Source organism: Bacteroides sp. 519 (assembly GCF_010500955.1).
Lineage (GTDB): Bacteria > Bacteroidota > Bacteroidia > Bacteroidales > Bacteroidaceae > Bacteroides.
The window spans coordinates 267,842-288,622 of sequence record NZ_QVMJ01000003.1 but is presented as its reverse complement, the minus strand read 5'-3'; the positions used below and the strand labels follow the sequence as shown (position 1 = coordinate 288,622).

Below are 20,781 nucleotides of genomic sequence, written 5' to 3'. Positions count from 1 at the left end.
GCGTCTCTACAATAACAACAATAACAAATGAACAAAAATTAAAATATATGGCGGATTTTATTGCAGCAATCGAATTAGGCTCATCGAAGATATACGGCATAGTAGGTCAGCGCGAGGGTGATGGCAGTATCAAGCTTCTTGCACAAGCAATTGAAGATTCATCCGGCTTTATACGCAAAGGAGTAGTATTAAATCTGGATAAAACAGCAAATGCTATTAAGTCTGTTGTTGCTTCGTTAGAGAAACAATTACCCGAAGGAGATGGGATAGCGAAAGTATATGTAGGTATTAGCGGTCAGTCGTTACATTCTAAAAAGAATGATGTTCATCGTCATCTGGACGAAGAGATTATTATCTCTCAAAAGTTGGTCGACCAGATAAACGATGAGAACCGGGCTGCCATTATGCCTGCCGATCTTGAAATACTGGATGTAGAACCACAGGAGTTTAAAATTGGTATCAACTACGAGGCCGAGCCCGTAGGTATTGCCGGGAAAGATATTGAAGGACATTACCTCAATATTGTTGCCCGCACTGCACTGAAGAAGAAACTCGAAAACAGTTTCGAACTAGCAAACATAGACATTGCCGAAGTTTTGATAGCTCCGGTTAGAACAGCGAAAGCCGTACTTACCGAAGCCGAGATGCGTTCGGGGTGTGCGTTAGTTGACTTTGGTGCCGACACTACCACTGTGTCGATATACAAAAACAACAAACTCCGCTTCCTGTCGGTAATCCCACTTGGAGGGAATAACATTACCCACGATATCATTTCGCTACAAATGGAAGAGGAAGAAGCCGAACAGCTCAAAATGCAATATGGTACTGCCATATACGAAGAGGAGGCCGGCGAAGGGAAAGAAACTGTTATTCAGTTGGAAGACGGTAGCCGCACCATCGAACTCAGGAAACTCAATGATATTATCGAGGCCCGGATAGAAGAGATTGTGGCCAACGTTTGGAACCAGATTGAGTATTCCGGTTATCAGGATAAAATGTTATCCGGACTTATTATTACCGGTGGTGGCGCCAATCTGCGAAACCTGGATGAACTGCTGCGTAGGAAAACCAAAATGCATAAAGTACGAACCGCTAAGTTTGTTCGTTCCGATATAAAGAGCGATGGCACTATAGTGATTGAAAAAGATAGTACCGAGTGTACCATTATGGGCTTGCTGGTTTCGGGAACTGAAAACTGCCGGAAAGAGAAAAAAGAACTTCCACCAAAAGTAGAAGAAAGAGTAAATGTAGAACCCGAACCCGAACAACCCCAAACACGTAGTAGCTTGTTCGATGATGAAGAACTGATTGATAAAGAGAAACTGAATGAACCCAAACCGCCAAGATCAAGAAAACCAAAAGGCAATTGGATAACCAAAACAGTTAATAAAATATCTGAAGGTTTATTCTCGGACGAAGAGATGTAGGGTGATAAAGTTGATAAAGTATATAAAGGTAATAAAGTTGATAAAGTGAATAAAGATGATAAAGTTGATAAGTTGATAAAGGTTTCTTTATTCACTTTATAATCTTTATCATCTTTATAAACTAAAAACAATAAACTAAAAACTAAATACAATATGACAGATAAGTTAGCAGAATTTGAATTCCCCACAAACGCTCCCAAAATCATCAAGGTTATTGGTGTTGGAGGAGGTGGAGGCAACGCTGTCAACCACATGTACAGGGAGGGTATAGATGGTGTTACATTTGCTTTATGTAATACCGACAATCAGGCATTGGCCGAATCGCCCGTACCAACTAAAGTACAGTTGGGGCCAAATACCACACGTGGGCTGGGTGCTGGAAGCCATCCCCCTAAAGCCCGTGAAGCTGCCGAAGAGAGTGAAGATGAAATAAGAAAGTTGCTGAATGATGGAACCCAGATGGTGTTTATTACAGCCGGTATGGGGGGAGGAACAGGTACAGGAGCTGCCCCTATAGTTGCCCGGATTGCCAAAGAGATGGGACTACTCACTGTTGGTATTGTTACCATTCCTTTCCTTTTTGAAGCAAGAGAAAAAATTATTCAGGCCATTGAAGGTGTAGAACAGATAAGGCAAAACGTTGATGCATTGATGATTATCAATAATGAACGCTTGCGGGCCATTTACTCGGACCTTACTTTTGTAAATGCTTTTAAGAAAGCCGATAGCACACTATCGGTAGCAGCAAGAAGTATTGTTGAGATAATAACCGAGCGAGGCATTATGAATCTGGACTTTGCCGATGTGTGCACAACCCTGAAAGAAAGTGGTGTTGCTATTATCAGTACCGGATTAGGCGAAGGCGAGAACCGGGTAGAAAAAGCCATACAAGATGCACTTCATTCTCCTTTGCTGAACGATACAGATATTGTAAATGCACAAAAGGTACTTATAAACCTCACTTTCTCGGAAGAGGCAAACTTTATGATGGAAGAGGTTACAGCCATCAATGATTTCATGAGTAGGTTGAATTCGGATGTGAAGTTCATTTGGGGATATGCTTTAGACAATACCTTGAAAGAACAGGTGAAGATTACCATTCTGGCTTCGGGATTCGAAGTGAAAGACTTTGCCGGCGAGGAAGCAATGCGGGCAAAAAGCCAGGAAGAGGAAGAACGTGAAGAACTCAACCAACGAAGAATAGACGAGGTGTACAGAGGATTGGTAGGGCCACAACGCATCAGAATAAGAAAACGTCATATCTTTCTTTTCACCCCCGACGATCTGGATAACGATGATATAATCGCCATGGTTGAAGAAACCCCAACCTATATGCGCGATAAAGCAACTCTCAGCAAAATTAAAGAGAAAGCTAAAAACGGTGGAGTGCCCGAACAAGAGAATAACTCAGGAGATTTTAGTGGGGTAATCACATTTTAGTTTTTAAGTTTTTGAGTTTCTGAGTTTTTAAGACTGTGCGTCATAAACAAACTCAAGAACTCAAGAACTAAAAAACTCAAGAACTAAAAAACTAAAAAACTTAAATATGGATTTATTTGATAAAGTCAGCGAAGACATTAAAAACGCAATGAAGGCAAAAGATAAAGTAGCCTTGGAAACATTGAGAAACGTAAAGAAATTCTTTATCGAAGCAAAAACAGCTCCGGGAGCAAACGATACATTAACAGATGATGCTGCCCTGAAAATTATTCAGAAACTGGTGAAACAGGGAAAAGACTCTGCCGATATATACCAGAAACAAGGGCGTCAAGACTTGGCCGAAGCCGAATTGGCACAGGTTAAAGTTATGGAAGCTTATCTGCCCCAACAAATGAGCCCCGAAGAACTAGAAGCTGCCCTGAAAGAAATTATTGCCGAAACCGGTGCTACCGATGCTAAAGACATGGGCAAGGTGATGGGTGTAGCCAGTAAAAAACTAGCTGGATTGGCCGAAGGACGTGCTATATCGGCTAAGGTAAAAGAACTGCTGGGATAGAATTTGCTATATAGCTCAAGGGATCTGTGCTATATAGCTCAAGGGGTCCGTGCTATATAGACCAAGGGGCTTGTGCTATATAGACCGGGATTGCTTTGCTATATAGCAAAAGTATGCTTAACAATATGTTTAATTATATCCATCCATAAATCGTTACTGTTTTTTATGCAGCAAATCGTTGTTTCAAAATGCAGCATTTCACTCTTTCGAAATGCAGCATTTTGATTAAACGAAATGCAGCATTTCATCAATGCAAAATGCAGCATTTTGAAAACGAGCTATAAAATCGGCCTTGTGGTGTATATGGAAGGGGTTGAGTTAAGCAATTCTTCATTTTAGCCGCTTTAAGCAGCTGTAAAATGATTAAACAAAGCAGGAGGATTTGAAAGAATTTTTTTCTTCGCCTAAAACCAATCAATTGAATAAAAAAAGGGTGATACGTGTTCTTTTGCGTATCACCCTTTTTTGCTGTTTTCAGAATAATTTCATTTGCCCTGTAATTTCGTCAATGATATCACCATCGCTCTTTCCGCTATCAGGATCAAGTATTTCCGGCTCATCGGGTTCGTTTGGCTCATTTTCTTCTTTAGGCTCGGGTGTGCGTAATGGTTCAATTTCGTTAATTGTACTCACCGCAAATGTGGTAATACGTTTACCTTTAGCCTTATAGCTCTTCACACCAATAAACTCTTCTGCATCAATAACCAGCGGTTCGCGGAAACTATCGTTTCCACCAAAGATCACTTCAAAGCGCGGATAAGCCTCATCGGTAAGCAGAATCAGTTGGTTTTTAGGATTATCGCCCATGTAATTCAGTTTCTTGCTGCTGGCTTCAAAACTAAATCGTTTAATGTATGGGTAATTCTGCTGATCGGCATCATACAGTGCAGCTGTCCATGTTTTAGACGAATCGAACTTCTCAACAATGCTCACATTATTATCATAATGGTTGCTCAGGTCGAAGTTGGTAGTATAGAACTCGCCATTGTTAAGCACAATCAAGATGCTGTCGTTGCTTTGGAATTCTCCAAGATATTCGCCCCGTCCATCATAGTTCAGGCGCAGGATGTCACGGTCGAACCAAACTTTTCGTCCGCCCAGCGTTGAACCGCCCTTTTGTTTAAGTGCAATCTTATGAACATCGTTCTTGGTAAGTATATTACCACGTGCCTGTCTGCCTTTTATCTCGATTTCACCGAAATCTTTTTCAAATATAATCTTCCTGATGCGTGGATTTGGTTTCAAGGTTACTTTAATAACCTCGGCCTCACCATTGGGGTTTGCACTGAAGTAAGTAACTTTAGAGTTGGGTGTTCCCTGAGTTAGGTCGTACTCCCTGTCGCGGGTCATTGCAGTAACCGCAAAACGTTTTATATACTGAACTCCGGTTTCTCCATCCCTATAAGTAGCATTGTAAATGGTACGGTTATCATTCTTTTTGAATATATTGATGTAGAGAATGTTTTTACCGATAAATTTCTTCTCGGCAACCGGGGTTACAATGTATTTTCCGCTGCGGTAGAAGATAATAACATCATCCAGATCGGAACAGTTTGCGATGAATTCGTCCTTTTTAAGACTAGTTCCCATAAAACCTTCTTCGCGGTTGATGTATAATTTCTCGTTTGCTTCAACAACTTTGGCAGCTTCAATGGTGTCGAAATTGCGCAGTTCGGTACGGCGTGGAAAACCTTCGCCATATTTCTTTTTCAGCGAACGGAACCAGTCGGTGGTGTACCTTACAATGTTAGCCAGATGATCTTCAATCTTTGCAATTTCGTTCTTCATCTTGGCAATGGCCTCATCCGATTTCTCGGAGTTGAACTTAAGAATACGTCCCATCTTAATTTCCATCAGCTTAAGGATATCGTCCTTAGTAACTTCGCGGATGAATTGGGGATAAAACGGAGCCAACCGACTGTCGATATGGGCACAGGCAACATCCATGTTTTTGGCTTCTTCGAACTCTTTATCCTTGTATATCCGTTCTTCGATAAAGATCTTTTCGAGCGAAGCAAAGTGGAGGCTTTCTTCCAGTTCGGCTTTTTGTATTTCCAGTTCCTGCCGAAGCAAGGCCAGTGTATTATCTGCCGACTTTTTAAGTACATCGCTTACAGCGAGAAAGTGTGGTTTGTTATCATCAATAACACAACAGTTGGGTGATATGCTGGTTTCGCAATCGGTAAAGGCATATAGTGCATCAATTGTTTTATCCGATGATACTCCGGGTGCCAGATGAACCAGGATTTCAACATCGGCAGCTGTATTATCATCTACCTTTTTAACCTTGATTTTTCCTTTATCAACAGCTTTAAGAATTGAATCAATAACTGTTGAGGTTGTTTTCCCGTAAGGAATCTCCCGGATAATAAGTGTTTTATTATCCAGTTTATCAATCTTTGCCCTTACTTTTACACTACCACCACGTTCGCCATCATTGTATTTAGAAACGTCGATGGAACCGCCCGTTTGGAAGTCGGGGTATAATGTAAACTCTTCGCCTTTGAGGTAACTGATGGCAGCATCGCACAACTCATTGAAGTTATGCGGAAGTATTTTAGAGGAAAGTCCTACCGCAATACCTTCAACTCCCTGTGCTAACAAAAGTGGGAACTTTACAGGAAGCGTTACCGGCTCTTTGTTACGGCCGTCGTAAGATGCTTTCCATTCGGTGGTTTTAGGATTAAATACAACTTCGAGCGCAAATTTCGATAAACGTGCCTCAATGTATCGGGGTGCAGCCGCTCCGTCGCCGGTTAGTATGTTACCCCAGTTTCCCTGACAGTCTACCAATATATCCTTTTGTCCAAGTTGTACCAGCGCATCACCAATGGATTGGTCGCCATGCGGATGAAACTGCATGGTATGCCCTACAATATTTGCCACTTTATTGTAGCGTCCATCGTCCATACGTTTCATCGAGTGTAATATACGTCGTTGCACAGGTTTAAAGCCATCGTTAATATGTGGCACTGCGCGTTCAAGTATTACATACGATGCATAATCCAGAAACCAGCTCTGGTACATTCCGCTAAGTTGATGTTTGGGTGCTTCCTCGGGCGTTCCCGAGGGTTTGTAATTTGGTAGATCTTCTGTTTCGTTTATCTCGTCACTCATAAAGATAGTAGTTAGTAGCTAGTAGTTAGTAGCTAGTATCCATGCGGCTTGCTACTGGTTACTAACTACTAGCTACTAGCTAGTCTTTTAACAACAAATTAAGTTTTTTACAGCTATATAGTAAGATGTGAAGGCAAAAATACGAATTAAATTGAAAAAAAGCATTTACTTTGCAGGATAATAATGTGGTAATATGCCAATGTGCCAATGTGCCAATGGCTGCGCATTATATATTTAATTCAAGAAATAAAGTCATTAATCAGATAATTATTAGCCAATTAATTGGCACATTGGCATATTGCCGCATTAACTCATTAATTTTATGGCACAAGAAGACGTTTTCAAGAAATTGGTATCACACAGCAAAGAGTATGGTTTTGTTTTTCCTTCCAGCGAAATATACGATGGTTTGGGCGCTGTGTACGATTATGGGCAGATGGGAGTTGAACTGAAAAACAATATTAAGAAATATTGGTGGGACAGTATGGTACTTCTGCACGAAAATATTGTAGGGATTGACTCTGCTATATTTATGCACCCAACCATTTGGAAAGCTTCGGGGCACGTTGATGCTTTCAATGATCCGTTGATTGACAATAAAGATTCTAAAAAACGCTACCGTGCCGATGTTCTTATTGAAGATCAGTTGGCTAAGTACGACGATAAAGCCAACAAAGAAGTAGCCAAAGCGGCAAAAAGATTTGGTGAGGCTTTTGATGAAGCTCAATTCCGTTCTACCAATGGTCGTGTACTCGATATTCAGGCCAAAAGAGATGCTCTGCATACCCGTTTTGCTAAAGCATTGAACGATTCGGATTTGGAAGAACTTCGCCAGATCATAGTAGATGAAGAAATAGTTTGCCCTATATCCGGCACTAAGAACTGGACAGAAGTACGCCAGTTCAACCTGATGTTCTCTACCGAAATGGGATCGACTGCCGATGGTGCTATGAAGGTTTATCTTCGTCCGGAAACAGCGCAAGGTATATTTGTTAACTACCTCAATGTGCAGAAAACCGGTCGTATGAAGATTCCTTTTGGTATTGCCCAAATAGGAAAAGCATTCCGTAACGAGATAGTAGCCCGTCAGTTTATCTTCCGCATGCGCGAGTTCGAACAGATGGAGATGCAGTTCTTTGTACGTCCTGGAACAGAACTCGACTGGTTTGCCAAATGGAAAGAACTTCGCTTGAAATGGCATAAAGCCCTGGGCTTTGGAGATGGCAGCTACCGTTATCACGATCATGATAAGTTGGCTCATTATGCCAATGCTGCTACCGATATTGAATTCCTGATGCCTTTTGGTTTCAAAGAAGTAGAAGGTATTCACTCGCGTACCGACTTCGATTTAAGTCAGCACGAAAAATTCTCAGGTAAAAACATCAAATACTTCGATACCGAACTAAACGAATCGTATGTTCCGTATGTAGTTGAAACAAGTATCGGGGTAGACCGTATGTTCTTAAGTGTACTTGCTGCTTCGTATTGCGAAGAAACATTGGATAACGGCGAATCGCGTGTTGTACTTAAACTTCCTGCACCGCTTGCACCAGTAAAACTGGCAGTTATGCCTTTGGTGAAGAAAGACGGATTACCCGAGAAAGCCCGCGAAATTATCGACTCTCTTAAGTTCCAGTTCCATTGTCAATACGATGAAAAGGACAGTATTGGTAAACGTTACCGTCGTCAGGATGCCATTGGTACTCCTTACTGTGTAACTGTAGATCATCAAACGCTGGAAGATAATAGTGTAACACTCCGTAACCGCGATACAATGCAACAGGAGCGTGTAGCAATAGCCGACCTCAGCGGTATTATAGCCGACAGAGTAAGCATTGCCAGTTTATTAAAGACTTTAATGTAAAAACCTTATTATGAAAAGAAAAATCTATTTATTACCTTTAGTACTGTTGATGGTTGTAGCTTTCGTTGCTTGCGACGAAACAGAGGAGGTTGACAAATATCACGATTGGAAGGCGCGTAATGAAGCTTTTGTGGATTCGTTGCAGCAGGTGTTTGATGCAAATCCTTTGGGTGAGTTACAATGTTTTCCGGATAGTAGAGATCAAAGGGTGAAGATATTTTATAAGGTGATAGAAGAAGGAGATAAAAGTCAGCAAAGGCCTTTCTTGACCAGTACTGCAAAAGCCTATTATCGTGGTATCCTTATTGATGAGGCTATATTTGGTCTTTCAAAAGAAAAATACTATACCCGATTGTGGAAAGAAGTAGGAGCTTTTGACTCAAATTTCAGTGGAGACGATCCAGATCCTAGTTTTGACACTGCAACTGATTTCTTTATTAATGAGAGTGGATTGCGGAATGGATTTCGAGAAGCTCTTCAAAGGATGTATCCAGGTGCGCGGTGGGAAGTATATATACCTTATCAAAGTGGGTATGGAACTTCTGATTATGGTAGTATCCCTGCTTATTCAACACTTATATTTGATATAACTTTGGTGAGTGTAGAGTATTGATACACCTTGTATCTTTCTGTCTAAATTCAACACTTATTCTGTTTCTGTGTTATATTTGACGTTTTTTTTGATGATTTTTTTGATGATTTGAAATTAATTTTTAATTTCGCATCAATGTTTAATACAAATTAAAAGATACGATGAAAAAAATTATTCTTATTCTATTTCCTTTTTTCTCATTAGCATGCTCTAATGAAATTACTGAATCAATTCCTGCAGTGAATGAAGAGTATCAAATATTAGATTTTCAGTACAATGGAATTGCTCACTCTGTAAAATATCGTTTTAACTCTGATTCAACAGTCGTGTTTGAAGATGTAGAAATGGAAAAATTAATTAATGAGATGGATAATGAGCCTGAGTTGGTTACTCACATAAATGCAGATGAAAGTGTTTCTTATTATGCCAACCAAGAAATTTTTAGGAGCATCAAAGAGTTGAAAGCTGATAGCACTGTTGATATTAGTACAAGAAGTTATTCAAATGCCTGTAAAATAGTGTTGTATGAGAATGCAAATTATACAGGTGCAACCCGTTCTATCACCAATGTATGGCGTGCACCTTCACTAACAATATATAATAACCTGACAGGTTCTTATTTGAACGACAAGGCAAGCTCAGTGAAGATGGAAAGTTATGTCGGAAACATAACTGTCGTTTTTTATCAAAACGAGAACCATAAAGGGAAAAGTTTATCTTTTGATGTCATTACCCAGTGGGGGAGTTCTCCCATAAAAAACATTCCTAATCTTAAGAATTATACATATAGAACCGGTTTTCTTGGTCTTAAGAAAAAAAATTGGGATAATAGGATTTCATCCGTGAATGTAATGTATGGAGTAAAAAATTCATTTTGATACTTAATAAAGAGGCTATCCCATTGTGGGATACCTCTTTTTAGCGCAATTACAAATTCGAAAAAGGATTTTCTATTTGATTTCCTTTTTCATCGCGCTGTGGGTAAATAACAAGATTGTTTATCTTAAGAATTCCTTCCGGGAGAGCTCCACTCAGTCTGTTCTCATCCAAAAGCAAGAATTCTAACTTCTTTAAGTTTCCAATACTTGCAGGTATGGTGGTTAATTTGTTTTTCCTAAGAGTTAACCATTGTAGTTGCTTTAAATTGCCAATACCTTCGGGTATCACTGTTAATTGATTGTTGTCTGCACAAAATTGTTGTAAGTTGTGTAGATCTCCAATACTTGTGGGCAGTGATTCTAACAGATTATTCTCGACATACAGATGCTCAAGTTTCTTTAGATTGCTGATATCAGGTAGAGTTACTAATTTGTTGTGATGCAAATTTACAAAGGTCAAGTTCTCTAACAGTCCAAAATCGCTTGGCAATTCTTCTAGCAGATTATTATCAGCTATCAATTTTGTTAGGTTTTTCAGTAAAACAAAGCTATCCGGCAATCGTTTTACCTTATTAATTCCAAAACTTAATTCAGTTAATTTTGTAAGGTTACCAATATCCTGAGGGAGAGCTTTTAGTTGATTGCTTCCCACAGCTAAATCTTTTAACTCGCTCAAGTCGCAGATCTCTTTGGGTAGATGCGCAATATTATTGCCTATCAGATACAGATATTCTAACTTCGATAATAGGAAATTGGTTAAGGGTATTGTGTTTAGCTCTGCTTCCATTATATAAAGACCATTCACCCGGTATTCGCCGTTTTCATCGGTTTCCTCTGATAGGGTAACAAATTCCCATTGGTCTAAAGGCATATAGCTGTTCCAGTTTTTCAGGTGTTTTCTGCTTTGTGGGTTAGCAATGTAGATGTCTACCAAGGCAAGACTATCTGTTTCCCGGCATAACGTTACAGGTTCGATGCTTATAAGTTCAATACACTCTTCAACCTCTTCAATGGTGTCTTTAACAATTGTATCTGTATAGAAGGTGTATTCAACCACAACCGATTGCGCATTAATGTTTCCTGCCCTTTTTGTTCCACAAGATGTTGTGCAAATAATAGCAATGATTAATAGTAGAATGTGAGATTTCTTTCTGGCTGTCATATATATGTTCTTATTATATTTAATCGCAGTTCGTGTGTGCAAAGATAATACAAAAGTATGTATTCCTGCCAAGAAAGTACTTTTTAGCACAAGTGTGCTCTTTTGTCTGGATACTGTACAAACGCCCATTCTTTTCTGTATAATTTTAAGGTTGAAAAGCCTCGAAGGGCATCAATCACATAAAACTGATGTTATGAAAATAAGCATTTATCCTTTATTTATCTTTTTAGTATTGGGGTTGTACAGCTGCAATCTAGCAAATAAGAGTTCTAATACTGAGCTTTTGCCTCAAAAAAGTGAATTATTTGTTGAGTTACCCCATTATTGCCCCACCCCCGATGGGATGGCAATAGCGCCAAACGGTGATTTGATTTTGGCTTGCCCGAATTTTGCCGACCTGTTGCAACCTGCATGCATTGTCCGAATCGATAAGAACCGAAATGTGAGCAAATGGTTTGATGTTCCTGTTTTGCTCGAAACTGGCTGGGCGGCTCCTATGGGTATTGCTTTCAATGATGAAGGAGATCTCTTTATCTGCGACAATCAAGCTTGGAGTGGTGCGGAAAAAGCGAAAGACAAAGGACGGATATTGCGCATAAAATTCGACCATGATAATAATGTAAAAGAAACTATTGAAGTAGCTACAGGTATGGAACATCCTAATGGAATACGCATACGAAATGGTAAATTGTATGTCACTCAAAGTTCTCTTACCAACATCAAGGTGTCTTCTGGTTTGTTAGTTAGCGGGGTATATTGTTTTGATATGAATGACAAAGATATACAGGTAACCAATACACAGAATGATAAGAATTTGTTAACAACCGTTGTTACTCAGAATAAAGAAGTGCAATATGGTCTTGATGGACTTGTTTTCGATAGAGAAGGCAATCTGTATGTTGGCAATTTCGGCGACGGAGCCATTCATAAAATCAGCATGAACAAAAACGGAGAGGTTATTAGCAATGATGTATGGGCGCAAGACCTTACACAACTCCGTACAACGGATGGTATTTGCATGGACGACGATGGAAATATATGGGTAGCCGATTTCTCGGAAAATGCAGTTGCATGTATCAACAAAAACGGTAAAATACAGCGTATAGCTCAAAGCCCCGATTGCGATGGTAGTAACGGTGGATTAGATCAGCCGGGCGAGCCTATTGTTTGGAATGGAATGCTTATTGTATCTTGTTTCGATATTGTAACGGGGCCCGATAAGGTAAATACAAAACACGACAAACCTTTTACGCTTGCTAAACTATCTTTAAAATAAAACACGATCATATCATGAAAAAATATTTATCAACATTCTGTGGCTCTGCAATATGCGGAGGTTTCTCATTTGGCATCTGGCCCGAACTCTGGAAAACTTATGGGCTGATGGGTGGGTGGCTTGCAGCTGCACTAATTATTGGCATTATGTGGTACATGAATCATTATCATGGAGCAATTCTCAATCCTCAAGGTAAGATATGGCTTGATCAGGGTTGGTGTATTGGTGCTGCCGGAATTGCATGGGGCATTGTTCGTTTCCAAGGCGATTTGTCGGCTTTCTTTTTGGCTGTACCTACATTGCTTTGTTGCTTGACTGGTGGTGCATTGGCAGGAATTGCAGTCTGGGTTATTCGTTCATGTCAAACACGTTCAGCAAAGGAGGATGCAGTATGAACGAATGGTTAAATACATACAATGATTTTTTGGGCATGTACCATGCTGGGATTATTACCAGCATCTTCGGTGCGTTTGCCGTTACATTTGCAGTATTAATGTGCTGGCCCAAACTGGTAAAAGATATGGGAGCGAAAGGCGGTTTTGTAGCTGCGGCTCTGATAATAGGCACATTCTGGATTGTAAACCACAAGTTACCTGGATACGGTTTTTCGACAAGTTTATTAACAGATATCGAAAACCTGCCGATGCAATTCGGACTTATTCATCAAGGAGCAAGAGGTAGTGCGCCATGGGTAGATATGGGATTTGCCATTGCAATGGGTTTTGTATTTGCCGATACATTGTGCGCGCCAAAAGGAACCCGAAAAGGCTTGATTGTGGAAATGATACCCCGATGGGTGGTAATCATTCTTGGAGGAATCACCGGAGGTGTTTTAGTTGGATTGACCGGATATACAAACGCAATTTTATAATAAAATAGAGATGGCTAAATATATTATCGCGCACGATTTAGGGACAAGCGGCAATAAAGCAACCCTGTTCGACGAAGATGGCACACTAGTTTCTTCTTGTGTAGCAACATACCCTACTTATTATATGGAGGGGAATCGTGCCGAACAGAATCCTCTCGATTGGTGGAAAGCAATCGTGGAAACTACACAGGTACTACTGAAAAACGTTTCGGCAAATGATATTGCCGGAATAGCCCTCAGTGGTCAGATGATGGGCTGTCTTTGTGTAGATAAAAAAGGAAACCCACTTCGTAACCATTTGCTATACTGTGACCAACGCTCAATAAAGGAAGAAGAATTTCTTGCAGAAAAAATAGATGTAAATCATTTTTATAGAATAACAGGGCATCGTATCAGCGCATCTTATTCGATAGAAAAACTGATGTGGATACGAGAGAATGAACCCGACATATTTGCAAAAACAGATAAAATGCTGAACGCAAAAGACTATATCAATTTCCGTCTTTGCGGTACAATAGCAACTGACCCCTCTGATGCTTCGGGAACAAATGCCTATGACCTGAATACATGGCAATGGAGTGAAGAAATTATTGAGAAAGCCGGTTTAAGCATGTCTCTTTTTCCCGAAGTACGTTCCTCTGTCGATGTTATTGGAGAAGTAATAAGTGAAGCAGCCAAAGAAACAGGACTTCGGGCAGGCACCCCTGTTATTTGTGGAGGTGGTGACGGCAGTTGTGCAGGAGTGGGAGTTGGTTGTATTTCTCCGGGGTCTACCTATAACTATCTCGGTTCATCTTCGTGGGTAGCACTAACAGTAGATAAACCTATTGTAGATAACCAAAGAAGAACGATGAACTGGGCACACGTGGTACCCGGCATGTTGCATCCTTCGGGAACCATGCAAACCGCCGGAGCATCTTATTTGTGGATGGTAAACCAGCTATGCAAAGATGAATTACAACAAGCTAAATTAACAGGGAAAGATGTATATGAACTGATAGACGAGCAAATAAGAAAATCACCTTTAGGTGCAAATAAATTGTTGTTCCTTCCCTATCTGATGGGAGAACGTAGTCCTCGTTGGAATGTAGACGCAAAAGGTGCATTTGTTGGTTTAACTGTTAACCATAAACATAGTGATATGCTACGTGCAGTAATGGAGGGAATCACATTGAATTTAGGATATATAGTAAATATTTTCCGCAATCATATACCTATCAACACCATTACCGTTATTGGTGGAGGTGCTAAAAATCCTATTTGGCAGCAAATGATGGCTGATATTTACGAAGCTGAAATAAAAATACCCAACTATTTGGAAGAAGCTACTTCGATGGGGGCAGCTGTACTTGCTGGAATCGGGTCGGGACTATTTAAAGATTTCAGCATTATCGACCGTTTTATCCGTATCGAAAAAACAGTAACGCCTATTGCCAAAAATGTGGAAAAATACAAAAGCCTGATGTCTGTGTTTGACCATACTTATTTTGCTTTAAACGGAGTATATAAAGAAATTGCAGAACTTAAATTATGAATAATTCAATCTGACAACCCAAAATGAAAAGTGTAATTGTAACAAAACCAGGAACAATCGAAATTAAAGAAGTGAAAACACCTGTATTATCGCCTTATCAAGCATTAGTAAAAACCGAGATGATGGCTTTTTGCAATGCTACAGACAGGAAACTGATTACAGGCACTTTTCCCAAACAAGAAAACTATCCGATAGCTTTGGGGCACGAAAATGTTGGCATTGTAGTAGAAATAGGAAATAAGGTAAAAAACTTTGCAGTGGGCGATCGTGTAATCGGCGGACTGATATCTTCGTTTCAAGAAGAAGGTTTGCACAGTGCATGGGGTGGTTTTAGCGAATATGTAGTAGTTAACGACTTCGATGTGCTAAAAGAAGAAGGACTTGCAACTCCCGAACAAGGTTGCTGGGACAGTTTCGAAATTCAGAACCGAGTACCACAGGATATTCAGCCCGAAGAAGCAGTTATAGCTTGTACCTGGCGCGAAATTCTTGGTGCATTCAACGATTTTCATTTAATGCCCAGCAAGAAAGTTTTGGTATTTGGGTCGGGTCCGGTTGGACTTAGCTTTGTTAAATTAGGAAAACTATTTGGTTTAGGGCAGATAGATATCGTAGACCAGAATCCCGAAAAGCTTGTGATAGCTAAAAAAATGGGTGCTGATAATACCTATACATCTAAGGAAGTGGAATGCGAAGAATTTATTCGTCAAACCAACCGTTCGTACGATACTGTTATAGATGCAGTTGGATTGGAATCTATTGTAAATACAGGATTATCTCTGCTAAAAATGGCAGGCGATATATGTGTGTATGGTGTAATGACCAAAAGCCCACAACTTGATTTAACAAAAGCCCCTTACAACTTTAACCTTTACATGCACCAGTGGCCTACCCGATCGGAAGAAAGAACTGCTATGGCAACCTTGTCGAAGTGGGTACGCGAAGGTAAATTATCAGCATCAGATTTTATATCTCATCGCTTCAGAATAAACGAAATACATGAAGCTTTTGAAGCCATTAAAAGAAACGAAGTAATCAAAGCAATATTAACATTTTAATAAGATATAATATGGAACAAATAAAAAACAAACTCTTGGTAGAAGAGTTAGCCGGAATGATAGACCATACATTTCTGAAACCATTTGGCACAGTTGCCGACATCAATAAATTATGTGCCGAAGCTAACCAATATGGTTTTGCGATGGTTGCCATCAATCCTGCTGAAGTGGCTACATGTGTCCGCCTGTTGAAAGATAGCAAAGTACGAGTGGGTGCAGCCATTGGCTTTCCTTTAGGGCAAACAACAGTAGAATGTAAAGCATTCGAAACCCGTGATGCTATTGAAAAAGGTGCAACCGAAATAGATACGGTTATCAATATACGTGCTTTGCAAAAAGGACAGTTAGATATTGTGCAAAAAGAAATCGAAGACATGGTTTCCATCTGTAAACCTAAAGGAGTTATTTGCAAGGTTATACTCGAAACTTGTTATCTGACAGATGCAGAAAAAGAAACCGTATGTTGCATAGCCAAAGCAGCCGGAGTTGATTTTGTAAAAACTTCCACAGGATTTGGCACAGCAGGTGCAACAGTACACGATGTAGAATTAATGCGTAGTGTGGTTGGTTCCACCATTGGTGTAAAAGCATCGGGAGGAATACGCGATTTGGATACAGCGCTGGCTATGATTAATGCCGGAGCCACACGTATAGGGACTTCAAGCGGAGTATCCATTGTAGAATCGTATAAGAATTTATAATGTTTATAAAAATGTCAGGTCGATATCTATCAATAATTGGTTTATGCCTTATCCTTTTCTCTGCATGTCAGCCTCAACCTTTAGAAAAAGAATATAAAAGTCATGAATTGGGAGAATTAGAGGCTTTTATTACTGCTCTGAATTATTCATTCGATGAAGTAACTCAGTGTCAGGAATCTGAAATGAGAGAAACCCGAAGCCTTCATCATAAAGATTTATATAAAAAATATCCTGTGTATTATGATTGGTGGTTGCAGGATGGAGATAACATCGATTGGTTTAGGGGTAGCTTGGCCAGACAACTAGCAGATCGTTTGCAGAAACATAATTTGCCCGATACAACAGGAAACACTTCCGAAAGTATACGGAAAGCTTTTGATGTATATATAAAAGCCTGCACACAACGTCGTGAACAACGATTGGCTTCGTTTGTAAAAAATAGCCCTGGAATAATTTTTACCAAATCAGAAGTACTTCGTCCATCTTTTTATGCTTATACAGAGGGGCTTTCTGATGCCCGCGACGAATGTAATTTCTTTCCGGGTAGCGAATTGTCTCTATTAAAAATGAATGGTATCTGGGGACAGGAAGAGACATTACTATCCGATTCGGTCGGTGTGTTTCGTGATCCGGATGTGCATTTCGATGGAAAACATATTCTTTTTTCATGGAAAAAATCACAGAAGGAGGACGACTTCCATCTGTATGAAATGGAAATCCCATCTCAGAAAGTAAAACAGCTGACAGCGGGTTTGGGCTACGCTGATATTGAACCTGTTTATTTACCAGATGGGAATATTTTGTTCAACTCCACACGTGGTGGTAATGCTGTTGATTGCTGGAAAGTAGAAGTGAGTAATTTATTTCTGTGCAATAGGGAAGGTAAATATATCAGGCGTGTTGGCTACGATCAAGTGCATACCACCAAGCCATCGGTATTGGATGATGGACGCGTGATTTATACCCGTTGGGACTATAACGACCGTGGGCAGATATTTACACAGCCTCTTTTTCAGATGAATCCGGATGGAACAGGACAAACGGAATATTATGGGGCAAATAGTTTCTTTCCTACCACTGTAGTACATGCGCGTCAGATTCCGGGTACACGCAAAATAATGGGTACATTCATAGGGCATCATACACCACAACATGGAAAGTTGGGAATTATCGACCCCGAAGCCGGACGCCACGAGAATGAAGGGGTAACCTTTGTAGCTCCTCAGCGGAAGCCCGAAGCCGAAAGAATTGATAAATATGGTCAGTTTAGCGATCAGTTTCAGTATCCTTATCCGCTCAGCGAAAAAGATTTTCTAATCTCTTATTCTCCACTAGGTTACTACGTTGGCAGACCTATTGACTTTGCTATTTACTGGATGAATGTAGATGGAGAAAGGGAATTGTTAGCGGCAGATGCGAACATATCGTGTAATCAGCCCGTAATGTTGTCGGCCCGTAAGCGTCCGTTTACACGTGCAAATATTGTGAATTATAACAAAAAAAACGGTGTGTATTATATGCAAAATATATATGCCGGAAACGGACTCGATGGGATAGAACCGGGTACAGTCAAGAAACTACGTATTGTAGAAATAATCTACCGTCCTGCCAGTGTTGGTGCTGCTTTTGGGGTAGGTGCTGGTGGTGCTGGACATGCCTTCACGCCAGTAGGGGTAGGTAATGCTAGTTGGGATGTGAAACGTATATTGGGAACAATAGATGTAGAACCCGATGGATCGGCCTTCTTTAGCGTTCCTGCACGTACACCTCTGTATTTTCAGGCGTTAGACAAAAATAACAAGGTAGTGCAAACCATGCGGAGCTGGTCTACACTGCAACCGGGAGAAACTCAAAGTTGTGTAGGTTGTCATGAACACAAAAATACAGTTCCTTTAACATCTCATCCGATGTCTATAGCCATGGAGAAAGGTATCCGGATAATTGAACCGGAAGGTATTGGCGAGCGCAATTTCAGCTATATTAAAGAGGTGCAACCTATATGGGATGCAAAATGTATATCGTGCCATGATGGAGTAAAACATTCTATGAGCCTCAAGGGAGATTTAAAGGTAGTAGATACACAGACCAGACGGAAATATTCAGACTCTTATCTGAATCTTACCCATGCAAGAAAAACTACACATGATAACGATTCGTGGCAGGGCAATCCGCATCATCCCGAAGTGAACTGGATAAGTAGTTTATCCGAACCAACCATACTGAAACCTTATTTTGCCGGATCAGCAACGAGCAACCTCATTAAACGACTCGAAAATGGTCATGGTGGCGTTACGCTTACTAAGAACGAAATAGAAACGGTTTCGACATGGCTCGACCTGCTTGTTCCTTTTGTGGGCAACTATAAAGAAGCTAATGATTGGACACCGGATGAAATGAAATACTACGAATACTACGAAGAGAAACAGAAAAAAGCACAAGAAGAAAACGAAAAAAATATCCTCTTGTACCTTCAAACGTTTCAATAAAAAGAATGATGGAAATGAAAAAAATAACATATATACTATTTGTTGCTATATTATGTTTGTTGATTAGCTGCGATAAACAGAACATATTCGCCCCCGACAAAATGTTTGTTGATAGCAACAATGAAAAACTGTATGTTGCCAATCGTAGCGAAAACGAATTGATTCGCTTAAAAACGGATTTGCATACTATAGAAGGTAAAGTGAAATTTAAATCACCTGTAACTGATATGGATACAGATGCCAATGGGCATCTATGGATAGTATGCGACGGATACAATGGTGAATTGTGCGAATTAGAAACATCTGGTCTGAAAATCATTTCACAAACAAAAATTGGAAATTCCCCATCTTCTGTTGTGTACAATTCTTTGTCCAATTCGCTTTGGATAACCCAACGTTTTAAGAATAGGATAAATGAAATAAACCCTCAGACTAAAGAAATTATTTCTACTTTCGAGGTGGGACGCGAACCTGTAGATATGATTTCCTTTGCTTCCGACAGTTTGTTACTAGTTGTTAACAATATGCCGGAAATGTCATCACTAAGTTTTCCTTTGGCAGCACAGTTGTCGGTAGTCGATATATTATCGAAGCGAGTAAGTAAGAGAATAATGCTGCCTAACGGCTCAACCGATGTTAAAGCTGTAGCCGCATCGCATGATGGTTCCTATGCATATATAACACATCTGTTGGCTCGCTATCAGTTGCCCACCAATCAGGTGGATAGAGGCTGGATGAGTACAAATGCTTTATCCATTGTTGATTTACAAAAAAGAGAGTTAATAACTACTGTTTTATTGGACACCCCTCAGAAGGGGAGTGCAAATCCATGGGGTGTAACAGTATCTATAGATAATAAATTCATAATAGTAGCCGCTTCGGGAGTCGATGAACTAGTAGCTATTGATCGCATAGCACTACACAATCGTTTACGGAGTGCTCAAAACGGGCAGTTCGAAACACCTTCGACCCAAAAATGGGATGATATTCCAAACGATGCAGGATTTTTGCACGGCATCTCCAACTATATACCCACAGAAGGAAAAGGTGCACGTACAGTTGTATCAATGAATAAGAAAATATATGTAGCCAATTATTTTACTGGAGAAATTGTTGAAATACAAATAAATTCGGGCGAAAAGACAGTGAACAGACCATATGGGGTAGCGTTATCTTCTACAACTCAGGGAAAAGGAAACATGTATTTCCACGATGCTACGTTGGGCTTTCAAGGCTGGCAAAGTTGCGCAACTTGTCACCCGAATGATGCTCGTGCTGATGGACTTAATTGGGATAATTTGAATGATGGTATGGGCAATCCTAAAAATACCAAGACATTACTTTTATCTCATAAAACCGCACCAAGTATGATAACCGGAATACGAAAAAATGCTGAAGTTGCTGTTCGGGCAGGATTTAAACACATCTTATTTGCCGAGCCCAACGAGGAAGTATGTTCTGCCATGGATGAGTACCTGAAATCCTTATCACCCGAGCCAAGTCCTTATTTAAAAAACGGAAAATTAACAGAAACAGCCCAAAAAGGAAAAATAACGTTTAACAATCATTGTGCATTCTGTCACTCAGGAGCATATTATACCGATTTGAAACAATATGATGTACCTTGGACAAATGGTGCTAGTAAGGGCGTAAAAATGGATGTCCCCGCCCTAAATGAGTCATGGCGAACAGCGCCTTATCTGTATGACGGACGTGCCTATACCATGCGCGAAATGTTAGAGATACATGGTCCGAATGTGTCAATGTCGGATGAAGAATTGGATGAATTGGCCGAATACATATTATCACTCTGACCTGC

At 40.1% G+C, this 20,781-nt stretch carries 16 protein-coding genes; 14 read left to right on the top strand and 2 right to left on the bottom strand.

The features are described from left to right. Positions 1–47: 47 nt before the first annotated feature. From ftsA to D0T85_RS04210, 3 genes are all read left to right on the top strand, one after another. Positions 48–1,427, top strand: a complete 1,380-nt coding sequence (gene ftsA, locus D0T85_RS04220; RefSeq protein ID WP_163210568.1) for a cell division protein FtsA — start codon at positions 48–50, stop codon at positions 1,425–1,427. Positions 1,428–1,580: 153 nt separating this feature from the next. Further along, positions 1,581–2,867, top strand: coding sequence for a cell division protein FtsZ (gene ftsZ, locus D0T85_RS04215; RefSeq protein ID WP_163210566.1), 1,287 nt, complete (start codon positions 1,581–1,583; stop codon positions 2,865–2,867). A 106-nt stretch (positions 2,868–2,973) separates the two neighbouring features. Continuing rightward, positions 2,974–3,423, top strand: a complete 450-nt coding sequence (locus tag D0T85_RS04210) for a GatB/YqeY domain-containing protein (protein ID WP_163210564.1) — start codon at positions 2,974–2,976, stop codon at positions 3,421–3,423. Between the two features lie 474 nt (positions 3,424–3,897). On the opposite strand, the gene D0T85_RS04205 is transcribed toward D0T85_RS04210, so the two are convergent. Then, positions 3,898–6,540: a DNA gyrase/topoisomerase IV subunit A gene (locus D0T85_RS04205; RefSeq protein WP_163210562.1), complete on the bottom strand. Its 2,643-nt coding sequence runs from the start codon at positions 6,538–6,540 to the stop codon at positions 3,898–3,900. A gap of 322 nt (positions 6,541–6,862) precedes the next feature. Between D0T85_RS04205 and D0T85_RS04200 the strand changes: the two genes are divergently transcribed. The 3 genes from D0T85_RS04200 (at position 6,863) to D0T85_RS04190 (ending at position 9,874) form a co-directional block, all read left to right on the top strand. Next, positions 6,863–8,404, top strand: coding sequence for a glycine--tRNA ligase (locus D0T85_RS04200; protein WP_163210559.1), 1,542 nt, complete (start codon positions 6,863–6,865; stop codon positions 8,402–8,404). A 10-nt stretch (positions 8,405–8,414) separates the two neighbouring features. Further along, positions 8,415–9,017 carry an FKBP-type peptidyl-prolyl cis-trans isomerase gene (locus tag D0T85_RS04195; protein ID WP_163210557.1) on the top strand — a complete coding sequence of 201 codons (603 nt, stop codon included), beginning with the start codon at positions 8,415–8,417 and terminating at the stop codon, positions 9,015–9,017. 140 nt (positions 9,018–9,157) lie between these two features. Next, positions 9,158–9,874, top strand: coding sequence for a hypothetical protein (locus D0T85_RS04190; RefSeq protein WP_163210556.1), 717 nt, complete (start codon positions 9,158–9,160; stop codon positions 9,872–9,874). Between the two features lie 49 nt (positions 9,875–9,923). Here the strand turns inward: D0T85_RS04190 and D0T85_RS04185 are convergent, their stop codons facing one another. After that, the gene (locus D0T85_RS04185; RefSeq protein ID WP_163210554.1) at positions 9,924–11,036 is read right to left on the bottom strand and encodes a leucine-rich repeat domain-containing protein; all 1,113 of its coding nucleotides are present in this window, start codon (positions 11,034–11,036) and stop codon (positions 9,924–9,926) included. Between the two features lie 193 nt (positions 11,037–11,229). Here D0T85_RS04185 and D0T85_RS04180 point away from each other — a divergent pair, with 193 nt between their 5' ends. From D0T85_RS04180 to D0T85_RS04145, 8 genes are read left to right on the top strand one after another with little or no spacing between them, the layout of a single operon-like run. Then, positions 11,230–12,312: an SMP-30/gluconolactonase/LRE family protein gene (locus D0T85_RS04180; RefSeq protein ID WP_163210552.1), complete on the top strand. Its 1,083-nt coding sequence runs from the start codon at positions 11,230–11,232 to the stop codon at positions 12,310–12,312. A gap of 14 nt (positions 12,313–12,326) precedes the next feature. After that, a complete protein-coding gene (locus D0T85_RS04175; protein WP_163210550.1) occupies positions 12,327–12,707 on the top strand; it encodes an electron transporter RnfD in 381 nt (126 codons plus the stop codon). Then, a complete protein-coding gene (locus tag D0T85_RS04170) occupies positions 12,704–13,183 on the top strand; it encodes a hypothetical protein (RefSeq protein WP_163210548.1) in 480 nt (159 codons plus the stop codon). The genes D0T85_RS04175 and D0T85_RS04170 overlap by 4 nt, the downstream gene beginning before the upstream one ends. Positions 13,184–13,193: 10 nt before the next feature. After that, the gene (gene xylB, locus D0T85_RS04165) at positions 13,194–14,717 is read left to right on the top strand and encodes a xylulokinase (protein ID WP_163210546.1); all 1,524 of its coding nucleotides are present in this window, start codon (positions 13,194–13,196) and stop codon (positions 14,715–14,717) included. Between the two features lie 23 nt (positions 14,718–14,740). Next, entirely contained in the window at positions 14,741–15,775 is a 1,035-nt protein-coding gene (locus tag D0T85_RS04160) for a zinc-binding dehydrogenase (protein WP_163210544.1), read from the top strand. 11 nt (positions 15,776–15,786) lie between these two features. Further along, on the top strand, positions 15,787–16,476 hold the full coding sequence (deoC, locus tag D0T85_RS04155; protein ID WP_163210542.1) for a deoxyribose-phosphate aldolase: 690 nt from the start codon (positions 15,787–15,789) through the stop codon (positions 16,474–16,476). Between the two features lie 11 nt (positions 16,477–16,487). Further along, the gene (locus D0T85_RS04150) at positions 16,488–18,962 is read left to right on the top strand and encodes a hypothetical protein (protein WP_163210540.1); all 2,475 of its coding nucleotides are present in this window, start codon (positions 16,488–16,490) and stop codon (positions 18,960–18,962) included. 14 nt (positions 18,963–18,976) lie between these two features. After that, positions 18,977–20,776, top strand: a complete 1,800-nt coding sequence (locus tag D0T85_RS04145; protein WP_203558412.1) for a c-type cytochrome — start codon at positions 18,977–18,979, stop codon at positions 20,774–20,776. The last annotated feature ends 5 nt before the right edge of the window (positions 20,777–20,781 follow it).